At 66.9% G+C, this 21,453-nt stretch carries 23 protein-coding genes; 15 read left to right on the forward strand and 8 right to left on the reverse strand.

What is annotated here, in order from left to right; all coding sequences use genetic code 11:
• Positions 1 to 64: 64 nt before the first annotated feature.
• Together ACFU5M_RS01605 and ACFU5M_RS01610 are read left to right on the forward strand one after the other, a co-directional pair.
• Entirely contained in the window at positions 65 to 1,393 is a 1,329-nt protein-coding gene (locus ACFU5M_RS01605; protein WP_379042055.1) for an MFS transporter, read from the forward strand.
• Positions 1,390 to 2,601, forward strand: a complete 1,212-nt coding sequence (locus ACFU5M_RS01610; protein ID WP_379042057.1) for a cytochrome P450 — start codon at positions 1,390 to 1,392, stop codon at positions 2,599 to 2,601. The genes ACFU5M_RS01605 and ACFU5M_RS01610 overlap by 4 nt, the downstream gene beginning before the upstream one ends.
• Here the strand turns inward: ACFU5M_RS01610 and ACFU5M_RS01615 are convergent.
• From ACFU5M_RS01615 to ACFU5M_RS01625, 3 genes are all read right to left on the reverse strand, one after another.
• A complete protein-coding gene (locus tag ACFU5M_RS01615) occupies positions 2,591 to 2,935 on the reverse strand; it encodes an ArsR/SmtB family transcription factor (RefSeq protein ID WP_379042059.1) in 345 nt (114 codons plus the stop codon). The genes ACFU5M_RS01610 and ACFU5M_RS01615 overlap by 11 nt on opposite strands.
• Before the next feature lie 472 nt (positions 2,936 to 3,407).
• Entirely contained in the window at positions 3,408 to 4,043 is a 636-nt protein-coding gene (locus ACFU5M_RS01620) for a histidine phosphatase family protein (RefSeq protein WP_379042061.1), read from the reverse strand.
• A gap of 136 nt (positions 4,044 to 4,179) precedes the next feature.
• Positions 4,180 to 5,118: a hypothetical protein gene (locus ACFU5M_RS01625; protein ID WP_379042063.1), complete on the reverse strand. Its 939-nt coding sequence runs from the start codon at positions 5,116 to 5,118 to the stop codon at positions 4,180 to 4,182.
• Positions 5,119 to 5,598: 480 nt separating this feature from the next.
• Between ACFU5M_RS01625 and ACFU5M_RS01630 the strand changes: the two genes are divergently transcribed.
• From ACFU5M_RS01630 to ACFU5M_RS01645, 4 genes are all read left to right on the forward strand, one after another.
• Positions 5,599 to 6,123, forward strand: coding sequence for an AAA family ATPase (locus ACFU5M_RS01630; protein ID WP_379042065.1), 525 nt, complete (start codon positions 5,599 to 5,601; stop codon positions 6,121 to 6,123).
• 387 nt (positions 6,124 to 6,510) lie between these two features.
• A complete protein-coding gene (locus tag ACFU5M_RS01635; protein ID WP_379042067.1) occupies positions 6,511 to 7,230 on the forward strand; it encodes a metal-dependent hydrolase in 720 nt (239 codons plus the stop codon).
• Positions 7,231 to 7,568: 338 nt separating this feature from the next.
• A complete protein-coding gene (locus tag ACFU5M_RS01640; RefSeq protein WP_379042069.1) occupies positions 7,569 to 8,567 on the forward strand; it encodes an SMP-30/gluconolactonase/LRE family protein in 999 nt (332 codons plus the stop codon).
• A gap of 43 nt (positions 8,568 to 8,610) precedes the next feature.
• On the forward strand, positions 8,611 to 9,861 hold the full coding sequence (locus ACFU5M_RS01645; protein WP_379042071.1) for a lipase family alpha/beta hydrolase: 1,251 nt from the start codon (positions 8,611 to 8,613) through the stop codon (positions 9,859 to 9,861).
• Positions 9,862 to 9,907: 46 nt separating this feature from the next.
• On the opposite strand, the gene ACFU5M_RS01650 is transcribed toward ACFU5M_RS01645, so the two are convergent.
• Positions 9,908 to 10,999, reverse strand: coding sequence for a hypothetical protein (locus ACFU5M_RS01650; protein ID WP_379042073.1), 1,092 nt, complete (start codon positions 10,997 to 10,999; stop codon positions 9,908 to 9,910).
• Positions 11,000 to 11,101: 102 nt separating this feature from the next.
• Here ACFU5M_RS01650 and ACFU5M_RS01655 point away from each other — a divergent pair, with 102 nt between their 5' ends.
• The 4 genes from ACFU5M_RS01655 to ACFU5M_RS01670 all read left to right on the forward strand — a co-directional run bounded on the left by ACFU5M_RS01655 (position 11,102) and on the right by ACFU5M_RS01670 (position 15,623).
• Positions 11,102 to 11,899: a HugZ family protein gene (locus tag ACFU5M_RS01655; RefSeq protein WP_379042075.1), complete on the forward strand. Its 798-nt coding sequence runs from the start codon at positions 11,102 to 11,104 to the stop codon at positions 11,897 to 11,899.
• 82 nt (positions 11,900 to 11,981) lie between these two features.
• Complete coding sequence (locus ACFU5M_RS01660) at positions 11,982 to 13,301, forward strand: family 1 glycosylhydrolase (protein WP_379042077.1); 1,320 nt, start codon at positions 11,982 to 11,984, stop codon at positions 13,299 to 13,301.
• A 106-nt stretch (positions 13,302 to 13,407) separates the two neighbouring features.
• The gene (prcB, locus tag ACFU5M_RS01665) at positions 13,408 to 14,229 is read left to right on the forward strand and encodes a proteasome subunit beta (RefSeq protein ID WP_379042079.1); all 822 of its coding nucleotides are present in this window, start codon (positions 13,408 to 13,410) and stop codon (positions 14,227 to 14,229) included.
• Positions 14,230 to 14,810: 581 nt separating this feature from the next.
• On the forward strand, positions 14,811 to 15,623 hold the full coding sequence (locus ACFU5M_RS01670; RefSeq protein WP_379042081.1) for a hypothetical protein: 813 nt from the start codon (positions 14,811 to 14,813) through the stop codon (positions 15,621 to 15,623).
• Here the strand turns inward: ACFU5M_RS01670 and ACFU5M_RS01675 are convergent.
• A complete protein-coding gene (locus tag ACFU5M_RS01675; protein WP_379042083.1) occupies positions 15,613 to 16,014 on the reverse strand; it encodes a VOC family protein in 402 nt (133 codons plus the stop codon). The two genes, ACFU5M_RS01670 and ACFU5M_RS01675, sit on opposite strands and share 11 nt — an antisense overlap.
• Before the next feature lie 63 nt (positions 16,015 to 16,077).
• Here ACFU5M_RS01675 and ACFU5M_RS01680 point away from each other — a divergent pair, with 63 nt between their 5' ends.
• Positions 16,078 to 16,407, forward strand: a complete 330-nt coding sequence (locus tag ACFU5M_RS01680; protein WP_379042085.1) for a winged helix-turn-helix transcriptional regulator — start codon at positions 16,078 to 16,080, stop codon at positions 16,405 to 16,407.
• Between the two features lie 16 nt (positions 16,408 to 16,423).
• On the opposite strand, the gene ACFU5M_RS01685 is transcribed toward ACFU5M_RS01680, so the two are convergent.
• Positions 16,424 to 17,722, reverse strand: coding sequence for an NtaA/DmoA family FMN-dependent monooxygenase (locus ACFU5M_RS01685; protein WP_379042087.1), 1,299 nt, complete (start codon positions 17,720 to 17,722; stop codon positions 16,424 to 16,426).
• A gap of 82 nt (positions 17,723 to 17,804) precedes the next feature.
• A complete protein-coding gene (locus ACFU5M_RS01690; protein WP_379042089.1) occupies positions 17,805 to 17,984 on the reverse strand; it encodes a hypothetical protein in 180 nt (59 codons plus the stop codon).
• Between the two features lie 182 nt (positions 17,985 to 18,166).
• Between ACFU5M_RS01690 and ACFU5M_RS01695 the strand changes: the two genes are divergently transcribed.
• Positions 18,167 to 18,430 carry a hypothetical protein gene (locus ACFU5M_RS01695; protein WP_379042091.1) on the forward strand — a complete coding sequence of 88 codons (264 nt, stop codon included), beginning with the start codon at positions 18,167 to 18,169 and terminating at the stop codon, positions 18,428 to 18,430.
• A gap of 32 nt (positions 18,431 to 18,462) precedes the next feature.
• Here ACFU5M_RS01695 and ACFU5M_RS01700 read toward each other — a convergent pair whose 3' ends face one another.
• Positions 18,463 to 19,101 (reverse strand): TetR family transcriptional regulator, encoded by a 639-nt coding sequence (locus ACFU5M_RS01700; protein ID WP_379042093.1) that lies wholly within the window; start codon positions 19,099 to 19,101, stop codon positions 18,463 to 18,465.
• 61 nt (positions 19,102 to 19,162) lie between these two features.
• On the opposite strand from ACFU5M_RS01700, the gene ACFU5M_RS01705 reads away from it, so the two are divergent.
• From ACFU5M_RS01705 to ACFU5M_RS01715, 3 genes are all read left to right on the forward strand, one after another.
• Positions 19,163 to 19,927, forward strand: coding sequence for an SDR family NAD(P)-dependent oxidoreductase (locus ACFU5M_RS01705; protein WP_379042125.1), 765 nt, complete (start codon positions 19,163 to 19,165; stop codon positions 19,925 to 19,927).
• Positions 19,924 to 20,427: a VOC family protein gene (locus ACFU5M_RS01710; RefSeq protein ID WP_379042095.1), complete on the forward strand. Its 504-nt coding sequence runs from the start codon at positions 19,924 to 19,926 to the stop codon at positions 20,425 to 20,427. Before ACFU5M_RS01705 ends, ACFU5M_RS01710 begins: the two co-directional genes overlap by 4 nt.
• A 148-nt stretch (positions 20,428 to 20,575) precedes the next feature.
• On the forward strand, positions 20,576 to 21,451 hold the full coding sequence (locus tag ACFU5M_RS01715; protein ID WP_379042097.1) for a TIGR03619 family F420-dependent LLM class oxidoreductase: 876 nt from the start codon (positions 20,576 to 20,578) through the stop codon (positions 21,449 to 21,451).
• Positions 21,452 to 21,453: the final 2 nt, after the last annotated feature.

The raw sequence follows: 21,453 nt of genomic DNA on the forward strand, positions 1-21,453 counted from the left end.
CTAACTGTTCGGTAGTACCTGCCGAACGTCCGAAAATCATCCCGCCCACCATCCAGGGGAATCCATGTCGACCGTCACCACCGAAACCGACACCCGCAGCGCGCCACCCAGCGGCGCCACACTGCCCGTAGTTCTCGCCGCCCAGTTCGTCACGCCGATGGCCATCGCGGGCACCGCCATCGCGCTACCGCTGATCTCGCAGGACCTCGGATCGAATCCCGCCGCGCTGCAATGGGTCGTCAACGGATTCAACGTCGCCTTCGCCCTCACCACACTGCTGTGGGGCGCCGTCAGCGACCGCATCGGACATCGACGCACCTTCGGAATCGGCACCGCACTGGTCGTCACGGGAAGCGTCGGCAGCGTCGTGGCACCGAACCTGCTCGTCCTCGACCTGGCCCGCGTCATCGCGGGCATCGGCGCCGCGGCCATCCTCACCGGTGCCACCGCGCTGCTGTCGGCAGCCTACGAGGGGGCGCGCCGAACCAGGGCGTTCGCCGTCTTCGGCACCGTGAACGGGCTCGGCCTCGCGCTCGGCCCGACCATCTCCGGCATCCTGATCTCGCTGCTGGACTGGCGAGGCGTGTTCGTGACGCACGCGCTGATCCTCGCCGCCGCCGGTCTCGCCACACGCCTGCTGCCCGCCGCCGAACCCGTTGTCACCGAACACGGCCCGATCCTCGATCTCGCCCTGCTGCGCAATCGCGAATTCCTGGCCATGTGCCTGGTCCCGGTCGCCGGCTCGATCGGCTTCGTCACCCTACTGACCTATTTGCCCTCGGCGCTGAGCGGCATCACCGATCTCTCGGCCGGCACCTCCGGGTTGCTCATGCTCGCGATGACCGTTCCCGTATTCATCGCGCCGGTGGCCATCGGCCAGCTCGTCACCCGCTTCCCAGCACTGACCGTCGGCAAGGTCGTCTACCTCGCACTGGCCGCCGCGATACTCGGCAACGCCGGAGTGCTCGCGCTCGCCCAGGACCGTTCGGTCACCTGGATCATCGTGCCGATGATCCTGCTCGGCCTCGGCTTCGGTCTGCCCATCGGCCTGGTCGACGGCCACGCGCTCTCGGTGGTGCCCGCCGAACGCGGCGGCACCGCCGCGGGCCTGCTCAACTTCTTCCGCATCGGCAGTGAAGCGCTGTTCGTCGCCGGATACGCCATCGTGCTGTCCACGGTCGTCGGCACCCAGCTCAGCGGGAAGGCCGCCGACGACACCGCCGCGGGCCAGTTCGGCCACCCCGACGTCTATCGCTCCGCCTTCACGACCACCGTCGGCATCCTCATCGCCCTGCTCGTGGTGCTCACCATCCTCATCGTCGCGGTGCGCGGCAACACACGAGCCACCGAGAACCGGGACCCCGGTTCCGATCCAGAAGGAGTCACCTCATGACCCACGCCCTCGACACGGTCCGGGTCGATCTCGACGGCATCGCCAATATCGCGCCGCCCACCATGATCGAACCGTTAGCACAACGCTCCACCGGCGGACTACCGCAGGTGAAACTACCCAGCGGCCACACCGCCGTGCACGTGCGCTCCTACCGTGACGTGCACGCGGTCCTGACCGACCTCAGCTTCGCGCGCGCCGAAACCAACGTCGCGGACGGCCCGAGCTTCCTGCCGACCATCATGCCGACGGAAATGCTGCTCAACCTCGACCACCCCGGGCACGGACGACTCAAGGGCTTCGTGGCGTCTGCCTACAGTGCCGCCACGATGGCCCGGCGGGCGCCCGCGGTACACCGAGTACTCGACGACGCGCTCGCCGAGTTACGGGCCCAGCACAAGCGGGGATCGGCCGATCTCGTCCGAGCCCTGCTGAATCCGGTGACCATCGGCGTCAACATCGACTACCTCGGAATACCGACCGCCGACATCGCCTACTTCCGGCATCTGTCACGGGAGATGCAGCTCGCCGACGACCGCGACGTGGACAAACTGCTGGCCGAATTCTGGACCCTCTACCACTACCTCGAGGATCTCATCGCCCGGCGGCGTGAACTCCGGCCCGGCCTGATCATCGACCTGCTCGAGGCCCGCGATTCGGTGTCGCCGCCGGTCACCGACGCGGAGTACGCCGCCATCCTGCTCGGCTCACTGGTCGGCGGTGACCAGAACATCCTGTCGGTCATCACCAAGATCGCCTACGTGGCACTGGCCAGGCCGGAGCTGTGGCAGTACCTGGTGGACAACCCGGACGCGATCCCCACCGCGGTGGAGGAGTTCCTGCGATTGCTGCCCCTCGGACGGATCTCCACCTTCCCGCGCGTCACCACCCGTGAAATCACCCTGTCACAAGGGGTGCTGTACCCCGGCGACATCGTGTACGCCGACGCGCATTCGGCCAACCGGGATCCCGAGGTGTACCCGGACCCGGCGGTGATCGACCCGGCACGCGAGGGCAAACGGCACCTGCAATTCGGGTACGGCATGCATCACTGCATGGGTGCGGCCATGGCGCGTATGGAGATCACCGAGGTGCTGCGCAGGCTCGTCACCGAACTGCCGACGCTCGAACTCGCCGTACCGGAAGGTCGAATTCCCTGGGAGACCGGCGTTCTCGTACACCGGCCGACATCGTTGCCGGTCACGTGGTAACCGGCGCGGCCGGATGACGACTCCTGTCGGCGTCGAGAATCGCTGCCAGCAGGCCGGGAAACACGTGTTCCATGTCCTCGCGTCGCAGTTTCGTCATCCGGCCGTTGCCCACATCGCGCTGCCGAATCAACCCGGCCTTCCGAAGCACTCGGAAATGATGCGTGCGGGTCGAGGGCGCCCAAGGCATCCCGAACACACTGCAGAACTGCTCGGCCCCCTCCGGCTCCGCATACAACTGCGCGATCACACTGCGCCGATTGTCATCGGCGAGTGCGGCCAGCACCGTGGAAAGATCGAACTCCTCGACATCGGGATGCCCATCCGCATCGGCCACGACCCACTCCTCTCCACCGCACCAGCCCGCCTGTGGCTGCCAAAGGTATGAAAACCATAGTACCTATCGGCCGAGATGACCGGTACGAAGGCGACAATCCCACCGATGGCCGAAGCCGCCAGCACTCGAGGCGCAGCGGCTACGGTGCGGCCGCGCAGGGAGGTTGAACTCGCGAGAACGCGGCATTTCCGACCGACAAGCAACTTTTGTCACTGTGACGATATGTAACCCGCATAATTATGCATTAGGCACAAAGACACGCGAATCAGCCAGCGATCATGTTTCCGCCATCAGTGCCGGAATAGCTGCACACCCTTGCCGGATCAGCCCAAGCTTTCCGGAACGGACAGCAGCAACGACGTTCCGCAGAAAAGCACCCCGCCCACCTGCGCCGGATTTCCGCCGATAATCAACATTATGTCAACTAGAACGGCACTCGGCGCATCCGGCCCTTCCCCTGCCCGAACAACCGCTACGGCTCGACACTCAGATGAGACGTATCAGCGAGACCGAGCATCGCACGGTTGCGCCAGTAGTCGTCATGTCGCAGATGCGTGATCGCGCCGGGTGCGGTCGCGAAAGAGACGAAACCGACCGCCTCGACCGGCACCATCATCCACGTCGTGATGACGAATGTCAGTGCGTAACCGTGCGTGACGACGATGTGGTCATGGTCGGTGTCGGCCATCAGCTCACGTACACACGCCTCCACCCGGGTCGCGACCTCGCGCCGGGTCTCCGCCCCAGGAATAGGACCGCGATGGTCGAGCCGGTCATGATCCGGCGCGGGAACCTGGCGCTGCGCGAGCCACGCGTTCGGTCGACCGCCCGCCTCTCCGAAGCTGATCTCGCGCAGCCGTTGATCCGCTGTCACCGGAACGCGCAGAGCGGCCGCCAGAATCTGCGCGGTCTCCGTGCACCGGGCCAGATCGGACGTTGTGATTCGCACCGGCCGCGACGCTCCCGCGCGCCGACGCACCAATTCCGCTGCCACAAGGCCGGCGTCGCGCCGACCGCGCGCCGTCAGCGCCGAGTCGTACCATCCACCGACCAGATCTTGTTCGCTGTGCTCGGCGTGCGGATGACTCACGACGTACAGGTCCTGCATACAACTCCCCCTCATTCGCCACGTGGACTCCCCTGGCCCCGGCGACACACTCTATCGCGGCCGGACCGAACCTCGAGATCCGGCCTCGGCGCCGGGCCCAACCCCGAAACATGGCCCGGCGCCGAGGTCTTCGAACTCAAGCCAGGATGTCCGCCAGTTCCGCGTGCAGATCGAACAGAGCGGGAATCTGGTCCGCCGGGCGGCGTCCCATACCGCACTCCGTGGCGATGCCGAATGCGGTGACCGCGGAACGGGCGGCTTCGATCCGCCGCAGCGCCCCCGCGCGGCCGTCGGTGGCGTGCACCAGGCCGAGGTGTAGGTCCGTTTCGGGAGCAAGAGCCAGATCGGCAAGGGGTTTGAAATAATCGGCGTCGGTACGCGAGCGTGGGACCGGCACGTGGATCCAGTTGACCGGCCGGTTCAGCCCGGCCACGATCCGATTGGCGACCGCGGCGAGCCGACTGGTGTCGGCGGGCTCGGCGAAGTGGCGGTGACCGAAATCGCCATAGCAGAGGTGGTAGCCGAGTTCGACCCCCTCGGGCACCGCGGCACCGAGTCGGACGAGCCGCTGCCCCACTTCATCGAGCTGCGTCGGGTAGGACGATCCGAACCAGGACGGGAAGATCCCCTCGAAGATGGCGAACTCGACGGCGCAATCCCATTGCACCGCAAGGTGCACTGCCGGAATCGCGGCAACGATGGTGGCGAGTTCGTCGAGCAGACGCGCCTCGTATCTGCGTTCCAACTCCCCCTGCGGTCCCGCGACGAATGCGCCGACCACCGCGATAGGCGTCGGCAAACTCACCTGGAACCGGATGCCCGCCGGGATCGTCCCCTCTTCGCGCAACTGCTGGAACACCTGCCAGGATTCCAGTGCCGCCTCCGCGTAACCCAACGGACCGAAGTCGATAGACGCCGCGTCCACGCCGGGCTTGGGCCGCACCCGTTCGCTCGGCCCGTATTCCGGACTGGGCGGCGGAATCGTCTCCAAGCCGGGATGTGCCTGCATCTTCGGCAGCTGCCACACCACCCAGTTGTCCCTGATTCCGGTCTCCCCGTCCGGGATGCGCTTCAAGTGCGTCCCGATCCGCCGCGCCGCTTCAGAGAAGACCGTCCGCGCATCCCTCAACGGGACACTTCCGCACAGATGAACTCCACGACCCTCACCCACCGCAACCTCCTACGCATGGCCTACCGCTGATCGAGCCGACCTGCCCGAAACCAGACATTTGCCGCTTAGCCCCACCAAGACTCGGAGCGAAAGCGGGCAATCGATCAGGTCGCGCTACGCGATGCAGCGTAAGCACCTACTGATAGCCTGAACCCCCAGCTCTGGGAAACATCCAGCGATCGGTTCACTGGCGGCACTCCGGCACCGATCCCCCACCGACACTTCGGGCCGACCAGATGTCGGCGCCGCCTTGCCGAACTTGCTGTCGGGCAACAAGAATCACGACATGACGGTCGAGCCTCCGGCGGTCATCGCTGCACGCCATTCGCCGACCCCGACCCCGACGGGCCGCTCTGGAGGTTTCACATCTGCGAACTACTCATCATGGTCAACGGCCTACCCGGCTCCGGAAAGTCGACGTTGGCGCCACCGCTGGCCCGAGAGCTCGGCGCGCACCTGATCACCAAAGATCTCATCAAGGAGGCACTCGGGACCGGACTCGACAACACCACTGTGCTGCCGAATATCGGCGCGATCGCGATGGAGGCGGCGTGGGCGCTCGCCGCCGCGCTACCCGGCGTCGTACTGGTCGACTCCTGGTGGTTCAAGCCACGCGACGCGCGCTATGCCGCCGACGGGATCGCGATTTCCGGCGCGACACGAGCCGTGGAGGTCTGGTGCGCGGTACCGTCCGAGGTTGCCCGTACGCGATATCGCGGCCGCACGCGCGCCGACCTCTACCAGGACGACGCGCATCTGGCGCAGGACTGGGACCGATGGGCGCGCTTGGCCGAACCTCTCGCCCTAGCTCCGGTCGTCACCGTCGACACAACCGCGCCGATCGACTGTCCGGAACTCGCGCGCCAGGTGATGGCCGCTGCGACGGTCACCATCGGCGACGTCCTGTAGCCGCGAAGGCAACTGCTGTTTCACGGAATCGGCTCTGGGGACTTCACACTCCAGAGCCGATTCTCGGCATCTTTGCTGTCTTTGGCGGGAGTCGGTCGAGTTACGGCGTGTTATCTAGAAAATATATGCATATATACGCACAGCAGCGTACCGCAATTTTATCCGGCTTCGGCGGCACCGGAGGTGCCGGACCTTACTGAAACATGCAGCGACCGGTCGCCCTCGGCGCGTCCTTCCCTGTATCTCCGCACCTCGACTTCCGAGGTCACGACGGCCCTCACCAGCACTCCCCTACCTCATCACGGACGAAGGAAATCCTGCACAGCCCGGGCTCCCCCGCCCGACAACGGCATTCGCGAACCGATAGCAAGCTGAACTAACGTTCGAATGGTGCTTGGACATTCACATGCGACCAGTGGCGCGTTGGCCTGGTCGGCGGCAGCGGCAACACTGCCGGTAACGATCTTGACGTTTCCGGCTCTGCAGGATGCGACGGGACATCTCGGTACCGTCGATCTGTTGCTGGGGGTCTTTCTCACGGCCGGGGCCGCATTGCTGCCCGATGCGGACCATCCGCAGGGGACGATCTCGCACGCCCTGGGTCCGATCACGCACACCGCGTGCAAGCTCATCTCGTGGGTCTCGGGTGGCCATCGCGGTGCCACCCACTCCTTGGCGTTCGTCGCGGCCGTCGCCTACGGCACGTGGGCCGGCGAACACTGGCTCGGACGCTGGTTCACCCTGAGCCTGGTGTTCTTCCTACTGGCCTTGGCCGTGCGTGCGCTGCATCTGTGCCCGTCCGGCAACAACTTCAAGGCGTGGGGGCCGATCGTGGCGCTCGCCTCCGCGGGCACCTTCGCGATGGAGCATTGGATCGCCGACAAGCCGGTCTGGTTGCCATTCGCCGTCGGACTGGGCGCGCTGGCCCATCTGATCGGTGACTGCCTCACCGATCACGGCTGCCGCCTTTTCTGGCCCTTCGGCCTCCGAGTCAGTCTTCCGATCATCGATCGCACCGGGAACAAGGTCGAAACCTTCCTCGTGGCACCGTTGTTCACGCTCGGCACGCTGGCCATCCTCTGGTACACCATCACACACCAGCCCTGATACCTCGGCGCTGCTGTCCAGGCGTTCCACTCCCCGACTGCGGCGAGGTAGTCGCCGCGAACCCCGGGCAGCAGCGTGGACCTCACTGCTTCGTATAGGCCGTAGCCGAACTCCGTCGCACTGGAAGCCCTCCCCCTTTCTTTGCTGGTTTCTTGTCGGCGTGAAGTTTCGAAGTGTGTGGTGAGATGAGTCAGATTGTTGGATGCGCATATCTACGTAAGACAATGTCTTATCTCGTAAACCCGACTTCCTGGGTTGACCACTTCGCCGGAGGACGGTCGCGCGGTCCAGCACCGTTTCTCCCCGGAACTCCGTACTCCCCCCGTTACCCTGAGGCCATGCTCGCCTCGACCATGCAGCCGCAGCGCTGGACGCCGCCGCCTTCCCCTGCTCGGGCACGCCGAAGCCACAGCACCCCTCCCCTTCCCAGCGTGCGGCGGCTCGAATTGCCCGGCGCCGGGCCGGAGGATGTGGTGCTCTCCCCCGACGGCAGGATCATCGCAGGCGTAGAGGGCGGCGCGATTCTCAGCATCGATCCGGCGACCGGCGAAATACGAGAACTCGCGAACACTGGCGGCCGTCCGCTCGGCCTGCATGCCGACGCGGATGGGCGGCTGCTGATCTGCGATTTCGAGCGTGGATTGCTGGAGCTGGACACCTCGGGCGGGCTGACCGTACTGGTGGATGAGATCGATGGGGAGCGACTTCGCTTCGCCAGCAATGTCGTGCGAGATACCGACGGCACGATCTACTTCTCCGCGTCGTCGCGCCGGTACTCGCTCGACGAGTACATGGGTGACATCCTGGAACACTCCGGCACCGGCCGCCTGTTCCGCCGGGATCCCTCGGGCAAGGTGGAAACGCTCATCCACGATCTGCAATTCGCCAACGGCGTCGTCGTCGCGCCCGATCGTTCGAGTGTGGTCGTCGCCGAGACCGGCGGCTACCGGCTGACGCGCTATTGGCTGACCGGCCCCAAGGCGGGCACGCAGGAACGGTTGATCGAGAATTTGCCGGGATTTCCCGACAACCTGGGGCTCGGCAGCGACGGTCTGATCTGGATCACTCTGCCTTCACCGCGAAATCCGTTGCTGGACCGCCTTCTTCCGTTGCCGGGCATTCTGCGGCGCATCGTGTGGACGCTGCCGGAGTGGGTGCAGCCGAAGCCGGCGCGGACAGTGTGGGTGATGGCGGTCGATTTCGAGGGCCGAGTCGTGCACGACCTCCAGGTGGAAGGCACCGATTACTCGATGGTGACCGGCGTGGTGGAGCAGGACGGCGTGCTGTATCTGGGCAGTCTCAGCGAGCGGGCGGTGGCCGTGTCGCGGGTGCCGTAGGGCTCCCCCTCCTTCTTTCAGTGCACACTTGTACACTGAGGTAATGACGGAAGACGCGCGCCAACGGCAAGCGGAGGTCAGGGCACTGGCTCGGCTGGCCGGCGACGAGTTCGGCGGAGCGGTCGACGGGATCGCGGCCGTGCACCGGGCGATCGCGCGCCGAGTGTTCGCCGCGGTGCGCTGGGGTGTGGGACCGGCGGCTGCTCCGGTGGAACTGATGCACAATGTGATCGCCGAGAGTGTCTACCGTGTGGTCGGCGAATCGGCGGTGGCGGCGGGCATGGTCGCGGAACGGACCGCGGATCTGCCGGGCGACGCACCGTCACGCACGGTGTACGGGTCGGGTTTGCTCGCCGCGGTGCAGGGACTCATCGGTGACGAACTCGAGCAGAAGCGACCGATTCTGGCCGGGCCGATGACATTCCGGATCGACGGTGCTCCCGTGCCCGCCGAGTTGGTCGGTGCGCGTGTGCGGCGGCCTGGTGCGCATGTCGTGGTCTTTCTGCACGGGCTGGTGGAGACCGAGCACGCGTGGCGGTTGGGCGGCGGTCCGACCTATGCCGAGCGATTGGAGTCCGAAACGGGATGCACGGCGCTCCAGGTTCGGTACAACAGCGGTCTGCACATCTCGGAGAATGCGGCACAGTTCAGCGAATTGATGCGATGTCTGGTCGAGCGGTGGCCGGTGCCGGTCGAGCGGATTTCGCTGGTGGGGCATTCGATGGGCGGGCTGGTCGCCCGGGGCGCGTGTTTCGTGGCGAGTGAAGCCGGATTGCCGTGGGTGCGGTTGGTTCGGCAGGTGGTGTGCCTGGGTTCGCCCCATCTGGGCGCGCCGCTGGAGCAGTTGGCGCATTACGCGTCGGCGGCGCTGGTGCGGTTGCCCGAGACCCGTCCGTTCGGGCGCTTGTTGCGTCGTCGCAGCGCCGGCATTCGTGATCTGCGGGATGGCTCGTTGGTGGACGAGGATTGGCGTGATCTGGATGCCGACGCGCTGCGTCGCCGGGTGATCCGCGAGGTGCCGCTGCTGATGGGCGCGGACCATTATTTCGTCACGGCCACCGTCACGCGCAGCCCGCGACATCCGCTGGGCCGCGTGATCGGTGACGGGCTGGTTCTCACGCCGAGCGGCGGTGGCCGTAACCGGACTCGTCGCCTCGGCTTCGACGTGGACAAGGGTCTGCATCTCACGTCGGCGCATCACTTCACGTTGCTCAATCATTCGACGGTTTACCGTGCTCTGCGCGGCTGGTTGACACCGCAAGCAGCCGAGGAGCCCGGCGAAGTCTCCCGCTGAGTTCTCCGCGGGCGGGACAGGGCTCGGCCGTGTCCCGCCCTGGCGTTCAGAGGAGGTCTTCGGGGTCGGCGTCGGCTTCGAGGCGCACGTCTTCGGCGAAGTGGAATTCGGGGTCGGCGTGGTCGGTGTTGGCGGCGTAGAGCAGCAGGCAGCCGCGGATGCCGTCGAGGAGGTCTTCCAGGAGATCGAGGGCGGGGCGGGCGGGGTCGAGGCGGCTGATGCGGAAGCCGGTGAGCATTGCTTCGCGGGTGTCGGCATCGACGCCGAATCGATGGGCTTGGGATTCGATTTCGGCGACGCGAGCAACGAGGCCCCAGGGGGCGGGGACGCGGCCTTCGTGCACGGCCATCGCTTCGGCGATCAGTTCGAGGACGACTTCGGTGGGGGTTTCGCCGGTGGCGAGTCGTTCGAGCACGAGGGTGGGGGTCTCGACTTGGAGTGCTTCGATGTCGTCGGCTTCGGCGACGACATCGGTGGTGGCTGTGCTCGCGGCCTCTCCGGCGACTTCGGCGGCGGCGTAGAGCCAGTGCGCCGCGGCGACGGAGGCGGAGGCGGGGTCGAGTTCGGTGAACAGTTCGATGCTGCCGAGCGGGTCGGCGCGCAGGAGTGCGTCCGCGGCGTGGACCTGGGCCGGGGAGACGTCGGGGCGGGACAGTTCGACGGCTTGGCGGGCGCGGCCGGAGAGGTCGCCGCGTTCGGCGGATTCGATGGCTTCTTGTTCGGTGCGTACTTCGGCGGCGACGGTGTCGAGCAGGGTGTCGTCGTCGATGTCGTGCAGGGTGCGTCCGATGCGGTGGGCGGATTCGACGACGCCGCTGTAGGAGACGAGCAGTCCTTCCTCGGTGGGCAGGTTGGGGCTGCGCAGTCCGGCTTCGACTTCTTTGAAGTTCCGGCGTTCTTCGGCGCGGCGCCACGCTTCGCTGTTGGGGACGTCTGGGTCACCCGCGGCGCTGGCCGGATGGGTGTAGGTGCGCCATTGGAACCGCGAGAGGGTGGTGAGGTTCGACGCCAGATCGGTTGCCTGGTCCCTGGTCACCTGCGGGGGCAGGGTGGCCACCGTCTGGGCGAGGTCGCCTCGTCCGGTCGCCCAGGTGGCGACGAGGGCGGCGCGGTCGGCATCGAATGCGTATCTGGTCACCTGGGCAAGTCTGGTCGATCGGCGGCGGATGCGCGCGGTCAATTGCTTCGCTCGTGTGAGGATGTGCGGCGTTTCGCCCGGACGCGCTGGAAGGATGGGGGCATGACTGTCGATCATGGTGATCCTGGGGACGTGCCTTCGGTGCCGCCGCCGCTGGCGCCGGTGGTGCATCCGGTTCGGCCCTCGGCGGCCGAGGAGGCGAGAACGGTTGCGGCGTCGGGGAATACCGCGACGCTGGCCAGTCTGACGGAGGATGGTTCGCCGTGGGCGTCGTTGGTGACGTATGGGTTGTCGGCGGGGCAGCCGGTGTTGTGCGTGTCGCGGCTGGCCGAGCACGGGCGCAATCTGGCGGCGGACGGGCGGGCGAGCTTGGCGGTGGTGGCGCCGGATCCGCCCGCGGATCCGTTGGCGGGGGCGCGGATCACGCTGTCGGGTGTGGTGGAGCGTCCGGTGGGCGCGGAGGCGGTCGTGGCGCGGGAGGCGTATCTGGCGGCGGTGGCGGCGGGGCGGATGTACATCGACTACAGCGATTTCTCGTTGTGGGTACTGCGGGTGCGGCGGGTGCGCTGGGTCGGCGGGTACGGGCGGATGGATTCGGCGAGTGCCGAGGAGTATGCGGCGGCTGAGCCCGATCCGGTGATTCCCGTGGCGGGTCGGGCGGTGGCGCATCTCAACGACGATCATGCCGACGCGTTGGTGGCCATGGCGCGGCGGCTGGGCGGGTACCCGGATGCCACCGAGGCGAATTGTGAGCGTGCCGACCGATATGGCTTGGATTTGCGGGTGGTGACGCCGCGGGGTGTGGCGCGCACCAGGGTCGGGTATGCGGAGCGGATCGATGCGGTCGAGCAGTTGCGGGCGGCGACGGTGGAGTTGGCGCGGCGGTCGCGGATGGCGTGAGCGTGGATCGTGACGGTTGCGCGACCGACGACACGCGTTTGCCTGCTCGGGCATCCAGCAATCTGACAGTTACGCTACGGCGATGCGTACACGCACTCACCGGCGCGGGTTCGCCGCGCTGTCGGCGGCCGCGGCGGTGCTGATGGTTTCGGGCGTTTCGGCTGCTGCGCCGAGCCAGGCGCTGCCTGCGTTCGATGCGGAGTTCCTGTGGGGTGTGGCGTCGTCGGGGTTTCAGTCCGAAGGTCGTGCGCCGGATAGCAACTGGTCGCGTTTCATCGCGTCGGGTGCGACGGTGGATCCGTATCGGGATTCGGTGGATTTCGCCCGCCGCTATATCTCCGATATCGATCTGGCGGCGCGTTTGGGTGTGCGGGTCTACCGGGTGGGTATCGAGTGGGCGCGGCTGCAGCCGGCGCCGCATGCTTGGGACGAGGCGGCGTTCGGGTTCTACGACAATGTGATCGCCCGGATTCTCGCGGCGGGGATGCGGCCGATGCTGACCCTGGATCATTGGGTGTATCCGGGGTGGGCGTCGGACCGTGGCGGGTGGCGTAATCCCGGCATGGTCGAGGATTGGCTGGCGAACATGCGCAAGGTGGTGGATCGGTATGCCTCGCGCGATCCGCTGTGGGTGACGTTCAATGAGCCGGCCGCGTATGTCGGCACGGAGTTGCGGACCGGTGGGATCAGCGTCGATGAGGCGCCGATGATGCTGGATCGGATCGCGCTGGCGCATCACGAGATCTATGACGTCATCCACGGTTATCGACCGGATGCGCAGGTGACGAGCAATCTGGGCTATGTGGCGGGTGCCGAGGCGGAGGTGAATCAGCCTATCGTGGATCGGATTTCGGCGAAGCTGGATTTCATCGGGGTGGATTACTACTTCGCTCCGCTGCCGCAGACCGGTGAGTCGGCGCAGGGCGGTACGGAGAGGGGTCCTGCGATGTGGGAGCTGCCGGTGCATCCGGAGGGTATCTACTACGCGTTGCGGCATTACGCTCGCCAGTTTCCTGGGCGTCCGCTGTATGTGGTGGAGAACGGTCTTCCGACGGAGAACGGGCAGGTTCGTCCGGATGGGTACGGTCGCGCGGATCATCTGCGTGACACGGTGTATTGGCTGCAACGGGCGAAGGCCGACGGGATGAACGTCATCGGTTACAACTATTGGAGTCTCACGGACAACTACGAGTGGGGTTCCTATGCGCCGCGGTTCGGGCTCTACACGGTCGATGTGCTGACCGATCCGAGGTTGGTGCGCCGCCCGACCGATGCGGTCGATGCGTATGTCCGGCTGATCCGAGCGGGTGGTGTGGGGCCGGATTATCAGCCGACGCGGGCCGCGGTCCCCTGTGTTCGGATCGATGCGCCGGATACTTGCGCCGGGGACGATCCAGCTTAGGGCGGTGGTTGGGATGCGGCCGGGCGGTGGTGGTGTTCCGGTAACGTCGGCGGGACAGTACGTGTCGCGTTGCGGGTGGTGCAGCATGCGCCCGGAAAGGTGATTCATGACGACCGACAGTCACCTGCCGCTCGGTTTGCAGTATCCGGCGGCGTCTTTCTCGGAGTTTCTGCGCCGGTATGCGCCGCGGTTGTTGCCCGACGTGGGTTTCGGCGCGGGCGGCAGTGGGGACGTCGCGCCGCACGGGACGACGATCGTCGCGATCTGTTATCGCGGCGGTGTGCTGGTGGCCGGTGATCGCCGGGGCACGATGGCGCATCTGGTGGCGACGCGCGATATGCAGAAGGTCTTCATCACCGACACTTATTCGGCGGCCGGTTTCGCGGGCACGGTGGGGATGGCGTTGGAGATGATCCGGTTGTTCGCGGTGGAGCTCGAGCATTACGAGAAGATCGAGGGGGCGCCGCTGACGTTCGACGGCAAGGCCACGAAGTTGTCGGCGATGGTGCGCGCGAATCTGCCTGCGGCGTTGCAGGACATGGCGGTGATTCCGGTGCTGGTCGGCTATGACCTGGACGCCGCCGAACCGGGGCAGGCGGGGCGGATCGTGTCCTACGACGCGGTGGGTGGCCGGCAGGAGGAGCGTTTCGGGTACACCGCGATCGGTTCGGGGTCGGTTTTCGCGAAGTCGTCGTTGAAGAAGACCTATCACCGCGATATCGGTGAAGAGGCGGCGTTGCGTCTGGCGGTGGAGGCGTTGGTCGACGCGGCCGATGACGATACCGCGACGGGTGGCCCGGATCTGTTGCGCGATATCTATCCCACCGCGGTGCTGGTCGATGCCGAGGGCGCGGTCGAGGTTCCGGCCGAGCGCCTGGCGGAGATCACCCGTGCGGTCGCCGATGTGCGGGCGGCGGAAGGGTACTGAGCGGCGGCAGGCTGTTCGGAGTCCGCGGCCTTGGGCCACATGATGTCCGGGTGTCGGCGCGGCGGGAAATCCGTTCCGGCGCCGTGATTTCGCAGTTTTTTCGGACGTATCCGCCGAATGTGGTGCAGGTTTGTGACCGACGTCGCAGTGCGCACCTGTTAAGCCTGTCACAGCAATTCGGATGCGCGGGGCTCGGCATCGTTGCGGTGAAACCGCGAAGGCCGAGTTCAACGCGGTGCGCCAAATGTTACTCACCGGTTGGGTCACTCTTGGGTCGGATGCGCCGGGAGCTGCGATGATGCCTGGGACATCGATCACGCTTGTCCGGCGCCGCCGCGGTGCTTACGGTTAATTCTGTCGATGGCCGATGGCGCCCGATCGAATTTCATCTTATTGATGTGCCGCGATTTCCACCGTTCGGGCAATTCCACTGTTATTGCTCTGGGCGGCAGTAGAATTCCTGCGGCACCGGCGAAACTGGAGCAATGGTACAACCAACCCCTTGGCAGGTAACCGAAGCGCGACACCGCCGGAGCCGTGGCTCCGGAGGCCCGGCACGGAGCGCGACGCCACCACGGGGAGTGGATTGGGGCTTCTTGTTCGCCGCGGCCACGAGTCTGGTCACGTTCGCTTTGCTGTTCCAGCCGTGGCTTTCGGCGTCGGGTTCGGGTGGCGAGGCGCGTTCGGACGCGTTCGGACGAGTTACCGGTGTCACCAACGGTTTCGACGAGTGGTCGGTGTCGAAATTTCGTGAGATGAACATCAGCGGCGCCTGGGGTCTGCTGGCCGCTGCCGCGGCCGTCGTCACCGTGTTCGCCGCGCTGGCGCAGGCGCGGACGCGCACTCGTGCGCTCGCTCATCTGGTGATGGGCTCCAGTGTGGCCGTGGCGGTTCTGGTACTCATCTCCTTGCTGTACCTGGATGCCAGGGGGCCGGAGTTGCGGACGCTGATCGACCCGGGTGAAGGTTTCGGTTCGGGGTGGCTGCGGCGGATCTTCGACGAGGGTGGCACGGCCGCTCCGGGTGCCGGTGAGCAGCGGATGGCGGCCGCCGGACTGACCTCCGTGGCGTTGCTCGCCGGGGTGCTGAGTTCCGCCGCCGCGGTGGCGGCCGTCGCGCAGGGCACCCGCCGCTACGGCCTCAGTCCGATGCGGGCGTTGTCGTGGCTGGTGACGCCGCTGCCGACCGCGCCGACGTCCGCTCCGGCCGTCGCCGAGGCGCCCCGTCCGGCCGCGCAGCCGGCGCCGGAGGATGCCGAGCGGGTGCTGTGGGACGAGCTCGTTTTCGATGACGATCTGATCGCCAACGTCACCTGGGTGCGGAATACGAACCCACCGCGCGGTGAAAGCTCCGCGCACAGTTCGAAGACGTCGACGCCGGTCCTCATCCGCTAGCGGCGCCGCAGTGGTCTACTCCGCGCACGAGTGCTCGTGTCTCGGGTGACCATTGCACGTATTCCAGCTGCGCCCCGTCAACGTGCCGGACGTACACGAACGTCCCGGTGGCGCTGGTGAACGGTCCGGCGGTCAGTTCGGCGCCGTATGCGGTCACCGTTCGCAGCAGTGCGTCGAGATCGTCGACTATCACGGGGCCGACCGTGTTCCGGTACTGTTCGACGTCTTCCGGGTGGCCCGCGATGAGCAGGAAGTCGCCGACGGCGGCGAGTTCGGCGTTTTCGAAGGCGAAGCGGAGATCGGCCTTCGCGCCGGCGAGCCGTTCGTAGATCGGCAGGGCGGTGTCGAGGTCGGTGACGAAGACTCTGGCGTAGGTTTTCAGGATGCGCACCGGTTCGACGCTAGATGTGGCTCGGCGCGGTCGGCAGTACGCACTTGAAAGTTCGGGGTGAGCATGGCCGAGAGCGAGCAGCGGCGGGCCGAGGCGGTCGCGCGCCGTGTCTTCGCGGCGCTGTCGACGAAGTGGGCCCTGCGGGTGCTCGAGGAGATCGGTGACCACGAACGCCGTTTCGGCGAGTTGCATCGGTCGATCGAGGCCATCAGCCACAAGATGCTGACCGAGACCCTGCGCTCGCTCGAGCGGGAGGGCTTGGTCGCGCGCCGCGATCACCACACGGCCAATCCTCGGGTGGAGTATTCCCTCACCCTGGCGGGAGAAGAGTTGCTGCGTCTGGTGCACGGCATGTGCGCGTGGTCGCGCGCCCATCTCGCCGGGCTGATGTGACCGTGGGCGCGCCCGTTCAGTCCGGGAGCGGGGGAAGTTCGAGGTTTTCGCGGAAGGTGGCGCCGACGTAGTCGGAACCGACGATGCCGCGGCGGCGTAGTTCGGGCAGTAGTCCGTTGACGACGAAGTCGCGGGTGCGCTCGTCGGCGAGCCCGCCGAGGGAGATCACGTCGAGAACGCCCGCGTCGTAGCGTTCTTCGATCGCGTCGGCGAGTTGCTCGGGTGTTCCGACGGCCGCCCAGTGGCCGGTGTCTTTGGCGGCGATGATCAGCTCGCGCAGTGTCTTTCCCGAACGGGCGAAGTTGCTGAAGATCTCCACGCGGCCGCGTCTGCGGTGCACCGACGTCACGTCGGGCAGCAAGCTGTCCGGCAGGGGCTTGTCCAACGGCAGGCCGGACAGGTCGATGCCGCCGCCGAGCATGTCGGCGAGGGCGGCGCGTCCGGCCTCGAAGTCGGTCGCCTCGGTCTGTTCGCGCGCCAGACGTCTGGCTTCGGCTTCTGTAGCGCCGTAGGTGGCGTGGAAGGAGCTCATGATCAACGGCAGGCCTTCGGCCCGGCCCAGTTCGCTCGCGCGGGCGCGGATGCGCTTGGTGTAGGTCACCGCGTCTTCCAGGGTGGGCAGCGAGGTGAATACCACTTCGGCGAACCGTGCGCCCAGTTCGATCCCGCCTGCCGACTGTCCGGCCTGGAACTGGACCGGCCTGCGTTGCGGCAGGGGTGGGATATTCAGCGGCCCGCGCACGGTGAAGTACGGCCCGGTGTGATCGATGGGTTGCACGCGGGTGGCGTCGAGGATCGCGCCGCCGTACCCGTCGGCGGTCAGCGCGCCGGGTCGCCAGCTGTCGAACAGGGTGTTGACGACTTCGAGGGATTCGGTGGCGCGGGCATAGCGGTCTTCGGGGCTCGGGAGTTCCTGGTCGCCGTAATTCTCCTCGCCTACCGAAGAGGTCACCGCGTTCCAGGCCGCACGGCCGTTGCTGATGTGGTCGAGGGTGCCGAAGAGCCGGGCGAGATTGTAGGGGTGGTGGAAGGTGGTGGTCACCGTCGCGATGAGCCCGACATGCGTGGTCACAGCGCTCAACGCGGACAGGAAGATCAGCGGTTCCTGCGCGCCGATCGCGCCCTGCGCCCCGAAACTCAGTAGGTCGGCGGCGAACAGAGCGTCGAACTTGTGTCGCTCGGCGATCTTCGCGACCTCGATCGATGACGCGATCGTGGTCGCCGCCGGATCGATGGCCGCCGCGTATACGCTCACCGCACCGCTGACTCCCGTGACGGTCTTCAGCGGCCGCCGCCGCCCACCAGCATTGCCCATTGCGGCGACGCTACCGGCGCGCACCACTGCGGTGACGGTTTGCGATCAGCGAGATGTTTTCTGCGTGAGCGAGATCCGAAGCCTAGGCTTGCTCCCGCCGGTCGCCGCGGTCCTCGGCTGTGGGCGGGTGCGCGCGCGGCACCCGGACCACCCCGGTGTCGAGATCGATGTCGAATCGCGGCGTGTGGGTCTGCCCGTCGCTGTCCTCGCTGCCCTCGTCGGCCAGCTTCTTACCTGGGAACAGTTCCCCGATGACGCCCATACGATCACGATACGCGCGGGCGGCACGGGCAGTCGCCACGCGATAGCCGAAAGACGGTTCCATTTCGGCACCTGCGGGGCTGCGGCTCGGTTAGCATCTGTTTTGCTCCGATCGGCTGAGGACCGCGGCACGGGGAGCGCTGGGCGACCGACACCGTATTCGAACGACAGATCGGCCACCGCATGGAACAAGACGCCGACCTCGCCCAGGCCCGGGTCTTCTTGGAGTTGCTGACCCGGCGTGCCCAGACGCTGGCGCGGGATATCGAATTCTCCTACCGCGGCGATCCCGCCGTACGCCACGCGTTGCACAGCGAATTGTGTGTTGTGCGCCGCTTCATCGATCGGCTGCATCGCAGATTCCCGGAAACCACGGGGCCGCTGGTGGATCGGCAGCTGGCCGCCGTGCCGGGGACCGGCCTCGGGACACGGCGGACGCTGGGTTGAGGCATCGCTGCCGTTCTCCTGTCGAGCCGGTGTCAGCGGCGCGGCGCGTCGGCTGTGTGGTCGTGGACGGGCACGGTGAGCATGGCGACGATCATGTCCACGATCTCCGCGGCGTCGCCGGGGTGGGCGGTGCGGACCCCCGATTCCAGGGTGCGCTCGTAGTCGGCGAGCAACGCGAACATGACGGTGGCCATGGTTTCCAGGCGTTGCCTGCGCTGCCGCCGAGGCAGGCCGGTGAGCGCGGCGTCCAGGCGGGTGGCGATGATGCGGACCGCGGCGCGGTCGGCGCTCGCGAGGCGGTGGGCGTCCGCTACGACGGGGTGGGTGCGTACGACTTCCAGGAACCGGCCCAGATGGGTCACCCGGTCGTGGCCGAGCAGTTCGAGGATCGGTGCGGCGAGCATGGCGACGAGAGCGGGCACGTCGTTGGCGCGGCCGTCCGCTTCGTGAGCGGCCAGCAACTGCATGCGCCGCTGTTCGAGCCAGTTCATCCGTCGCTCGACGATGGCTTCGATCAGCCCGGTGCGCGATTCGAAGTAGTAGTGCACGGCGGAGTTGTTGCGCTGACCGGCGGCGGCGGCGATGTCGCGCAACGGCACGTCGACGCCGCGTTCGGCGATGAGGCGTTCCCCGGCATCGAGCAAGGCGGCGCGCGATTCGTCGCTCGGCATAACCGCACTGTACTGAACACGAGTATTGACGATGTTAAACACAGATGCTTAATTGAACGGCGTGGATAATGTGGCGGTGGTCACCGGTGCCGCGTCCGGCCTGGGCGCCGCGCTGTGCCGCTTGCTGGCCGCGCGGGGCGTCGCGGTCGTGGCCGCCGATATAGATGCCGCCGGGCTGGTCGGCCTGGCCGCCGATACCGCGATCCACACGCAGGTCGTCGACGTCTCCGACGACGACCAGGTGGGCCGGCTGGTGCACGGCACCGTAGCCGAGCTGGGACGCATCGATTTCCTGTTCAACAACGCGAGTATCCGCCTCGGCGGCACGGCCGAGCACATGCCGTTGCCGCAGTGGCAGCGGCTCGTGGACGTGAACCTGTGGGGTGTGGTGCACGGGACGCGCCACGCCTACCCGCTGATGCGCGCGCAAGGCGCCGGCCACATCGTCAACGTGACTTCGCTCGCGGGACTGACACCGGTGGCTCCCTCGGCCGCGTATGCGATGACCGAGCACGCGGTGGTCGGACTGAGCACCGCGCTGCGCGTCGAAGCGGCCGCGTCGGGCGTCGCAGTGAGCGTGGCCGTGGCCGGCGGGGTCGCGACCGACATCGTCGATTCCGCGATCGATCTGCCCCGGTATTCCTACCGTGAGCCGGTGCGCCGGATACCGATCGGGATGATCAATGCCGAACGGGCCGCGCGGCACATTCTGCGTGGCATGCGAAAGAACAAGCCCTACATCGTGTTTCCGCGCTACAACAGGGCGGTGATCGCCGCCCACCGATGGTGTCCGAGCCTGATGAGCCGCCTCGGCGGCCGCGAATGATCACCCGCGGCCCGATCTTTCAACTGTGCTGGGTGGTGGCCGATCTTGCCGCGGCCGCTCGGGCGTTCACCACTCGGTACGGAGTCGGTGATTGGTTCACCATCCCGGAGGTCCATTTCGGGCCCGATACCGCCGAACTACGCGGCGCGCCGGCCGATTACTCGATCGGCGTGGCACTGGGCTACGCGGGCGGGCAGCAACTGGAGCTGATCGAGCCGCGCGGCGGGGTGAGCCTGTATTCGGAGCATCTGGAACGGTTCGGTCCCGGGCTGCATCACGCCGCCTGGGTGCCCGGCGACTACGACGCAGCACTGGCCGAGGCCGCCGAGGCGGGCATCGAGATCGCCGCGCGCGGCAGGTTCGAGGGCGTCGGGATGGAGTTCGCCTACCTCGACGGTGGGCCGATCGGGTCGTACATCGAACTGCTGCGGCTGTCGCGGGAGATGAGGGCGATGTTCGACCACTTGATTCCGGAAGGCTTCACCAACCCATGGCAGTAGGCGGTGATCTTCCGGGCGGCCGAGACTCCATCGAGGCGGCTCGGTTCCGCTTGCGGCAGTTCCTCTCACGTCTCGGCGCCGGCCCGGTCCGCGGGCACCGGCGCCGGGACCCGCGCGGCGCGCTGGACGCGCCAGGAAGGCGAGCACCATGCGCTTCACCTACGCCGAGACGATGACCGATCCGTCGTATTACCTCGCTCTCGCCGAAGCCGCCGAGGAGGCGGGCTACACCTCCATGGCGGTCGCCGACAGCGTGGCGTATCCGAAGGAGTCCGACGCCGAGTACCCCTACACTCCCGACGGCAGCCGGGAATTCCTCGAGGACAAGCCGTTCGTCGAGGCGTTCGTGCTCAGCGCGGCGATGGCGGCGGTCACCACCACGCTGCGTTTCACCCCGTTCGTGCTGAAATTGCCGATCCGGCCGCCCGTGCTGGTGGCCAAGCAGGCCGCCTCGGTCGCCGCGCTGAGTGGCAACCGGTTCGGGCTGGGCGTCGGCATCAGCCCGTGGCCGGATGATTTCGAGATCATGGGGGTGCCGTTCGACAAGCGCGGCGCGCGGATGGACGAGTGCATCGACATCGTGCGCGGGCTCACGGCGGGCGGGTATTTCGAATACCACGGGCAGTTCTATGACATTCCGCCGATCAAGATCAGCCCGGTGCCGACCGAACCGGTGCCGATTCTCGTCGGCGGGCACAGCAAGCCCGCGTTGCGCCGGGCCGCGCAGCGCGGCGACGGGTGGATGCACGCCGGTGGCGACGGCGCCGAGCTGGACCGGCTGCTGGCCGAATTGGACGCTCTGCGCGCGGAGTACGGCACCCGCAAGGATTTCGAGGTGCATGTGATCTCGCTGGACGGGTTCACCGTCGACGGCATCAAACGCCTCGAGGACAAGGGGGTCACCGATGTGATAGTCGGCTTCCGGCTTCCCTATACCACCGAACAGGACACCGAGCCGCTGGAGACGAAGATCGCCAACCTGTCGCGTTTCGCGGAGAAGGTCATCGCGCGGGTCGACGGGTAGGG

Source organism: Nocardia sp. NPDC057455, assembly GCF_042802775.1.
GTDB lineage: Bacteria > Actinomycetota > Actinomycetes > Mycobacteriales > Mycobacteriaceae > Nocardia.